The organism is Micromonospora globispora (assembly GCF_003857015.1).
GTDB lineage: Bacteria > Actinomycetota > Actinomycetes > Mycobacteriales > Micromonosporaceae > Micromonospora > Micromonospora globispora.
Genome location: NZ_QGGF01000613.1, coordinates 1 through 2,576, shown reverse-complemented (window position 1 = coordinate 2,576; position 2,576 = coordinate 1). Strand labels below are relative to the sequence as shown.

Below are 2,576 nucleotides of genomic sequence, written 5' to 3'. Positions count from 1 at the left end.
GCCCTTGCCCATGCTGATCGGGATGTCCCGCACCATCTTGCCGTCGAGGTAGACCTTCATCCGGTGGGTGCTGGCGTCGGCGATGGCGATCCGCGACGGGCCGATGGTGAAGTTCGTGCTGGCGTTGGCGCCGCCGTAGACGCCCTTGCCGAGATCCTGGCCGAAGAGGTTGATCTTCACGGAAATCTTCGTGCCCGAGGTCCAGTACTTCGCCGGCCGCCAGTGCGCGTTCCGGCTGTCGATCCAGCGCCACCGTCCCTCGACGGCCGGCATGGTCTCCACCAGCATCGCCTTCTCGGCCTCGGCACGGTTCTTGACCGGCCGGCTGAAGTTCACCATGACCGGCTGGCCGACCCCGTACGTGCCCCCGTCGCGGAGGGCGGTCAGCGCGTTGGCCTGGAACGTCACGGACGCGACGCCGGACGGCTTGACCGTGCGGAATTTGCTCGTGTGCTGGGTCAACGCGCCGGCGGCGTCGGCCGCCGACACGGTGACCGTGTAGGTCTTCCCATAGGCCAGCTTGCCCGTTGTACGCCAGGTATGCCCGTCGCTGTCCAGCTCGCCGGCGACGGTCTTGCTCCCCGTGGCAACCGAGACGTCCTTGAGCGTGCCGCCCTCCACCGCCACGACGACCTGCTCGAGCGGCGAGACCTTGGTGGCATCGGCAGCGGGCGTGACGGTCACCCGCACCTCGCCCGCGGGCGGCGCACTCGCCGCAGCCAGACCCGGGCCCGACCACGCAGCGGCGGCCGAGGACCGACGGCTGCAACCTGCCGTCACCAGGACGGCCGTAGCACCCAGACCGGTGGCGATCAACTTTCGACGACTGATCATGGCGTTCCTCTCCGACCGGGAGCGTACTTGCCGGCGGCGCGATCTTGGGGGCCGGTGCCGAACCCTTCGATGTTGATCATGAGGCACCGGATCGACCTGAACCTCGAGCTGAAATCGCCCGAGGTGAATCCCGGGCTGGCCGAAGCGGTGGCCACCCGGCTGCGCAAGCGTCCCGAGTGGGTCGAGCCGGGGGCAGGCGCGCCGGCTGATCGTGGGGTCCTTCGATGAGCAGGCCCTGCGGGACTTCACTGCCCAGCTGCCGGACATCCCGGTCGCGCTCATCGCCTACGACGTGCCGACGACCGAGAGGCTCGGGGGACTCGCCGGGTGGGTGGACTCGGTCAGCCCGGACTTCCGCAGGCTGCAGCCCGACGGTGCCGCCCGCGTCTTCGAGGCAGGAATGGGCGTCTAGATCAGGTACGTGCCGTCGTCCTGCGGCTGCAGTTGGTCGGCGTCGACGACGAGAGAGCGCCCGTCGTCGAGTTCGAGCAACACCCGGTCGTCAGGCAGTGGCCGCGTCGTGCCGACGTGTCCGTCGGCGGTCCGGACCGGAGGGCGGCGGCGCGGCCCGAAGCCGCTGATCTTCACGATGCTTCGTCCCGCGAACGATACGTACAACGCCGGGTCGGAGGGTTGGGAGATCCAGTCGAAGTAGCAGTTCGCGGGCCGGCCACGCATGGCGCCCGTGTCCAACAGCCGCTGCCAGTTCACGCCATCGGTGGTCAGGAAAGCCCCGCCGAGTCCGACGGCGAAACGGCGCCCTGCGTTGAGTGGATCGAACTGCATGTCGCTGAGCACCACGTCGTAGTGATCTCCCTGACCGTCGGCATCCTCGTCGCGGCCGGCCGGGATGCGGCCGCCGCAGGTGAGTTGCTGCTCCAGGCTCGCGTCAACCTGCCACGTCACGCCTCCGTCGTCCGAGCGCATAACGTGATCCGTGTCGAGGAGGTAGATCACGCTCGGGTCGTACGGATTGACGAAGAACCGGCGTGCCTGGCTGGCGCCGCCACCCGGGACGAGTTGCTGCCAGGCGGCCATCCCGTCCGTCCATTTCCAGAGCCGGGCGGCGTCGTCACCGCCTACGAAGAACACCGTGCCGCTGTATCCACCGGAGGCTTGCACGATGCCGACGTTCGGGTCTGGCAGGAACGGTCCCTGTTGCTCGACCGGACCGTTGTTCCCGTAGCCGAAATTGGGGATGACGAAGAGGGGCCTCGGCTGGAAGGTGCCGTCGCCTTTGGCCAGACCGACCAGCACCCCGGCGTCGCCGAAGCCGACGATCTCGGCCGATCCGTCGCCGGTCACGTCAGCCAGGAACCGCGGGTGCTTCTCCACCCGCCAACCGCCGGCCTCGAAACCGAAGTCAGCGATCACGGGTTCCGGAGTGAACGCGAAGGTCCCGTCGCCGTTGCTGCGCGCCACGTACACGCCGGCATCGCCGAACCCCACGATGTCCGCCCGACCCTCACCGGTCACGTCAGCCAGGAACCGCGGATGCTTCTCCACCCGCCAACCACCGGCCTCGAAACCGAAGTCAGCGATCACCGGCACCGGGGTGAACGCGAACGTGCCGTCGCCGTTGCTGCGCGCCACGTACACCCCGGCGTCACCGAACCCCACGATGTCCGCCCGACCCTCACCGGTCACGTCAGCCAGGAACCGCGGATGCTTCTCCACCCGCCAACCCTGGTCGTATCCGAAGTCCGCGAGGACGAACCGCGGCGGCTGAAACGTGCCATCGC

General features: G+C 68.6%; 4 protein-coding genes. 2 read left to right on the top strand and 2 right to left on the bottom strand.

The window, feature by feature from the left end; all coding sequences use genetic code 11:
- Positions 1-684 (bottom strand): Ig-like domain-containing protein (locus DKL51_RS30765; protein ID WP_260428728.1); only part of this gene is annotated, 684 nt, incomplete at its 3' end.
- 228 nt (positions 685-912) lie between these two features.
- Between DKL51_RS30765 and DKL51_RS35370 the strand changes: the two genes are divergently transcribed.
- Complete coding sequence (locus DKL51_RS35370; protein ID WP_165823236.1) at positions 913-1,062, top strand: hypothetical protein; 150 nt, start codon at positions 913-915, stop codon at positions 1,060-1,062.
- Positions 1,046-1,246, top strand: a complete 201-nt coding sequence (locus DKL51_RS30760) for a PI-PLC domain-containing protein (RefSeq protein WP_124813031.1) — start codon at positions 1,046-1,048, stop codon at positions 1,244-1,246. Before DKL51_RS35370 ends, DKL51_RS30760 begins: the two co-directional genes overlap by 17 nt.
- On the opposite strand, the gene DKL51_RS30755 is transcribed toward DKL51_RS30760, so the two are convergent.
- Entirely contained in the window at positions 1,243-2,454 is a 1,212-nt protein-coding gene (locus DKL51_RS30755) for an FG-GAP repeat domain-containing protein (RefSeq protein ID WP_185734978.1), read from the bottom strand. The genes DKL51_RS30760 and DKL51_RS30755 overlap by 4 nt on opposite strands.
- Positions 2,455-2,576 lie beyond the last annotated feature (122 nt).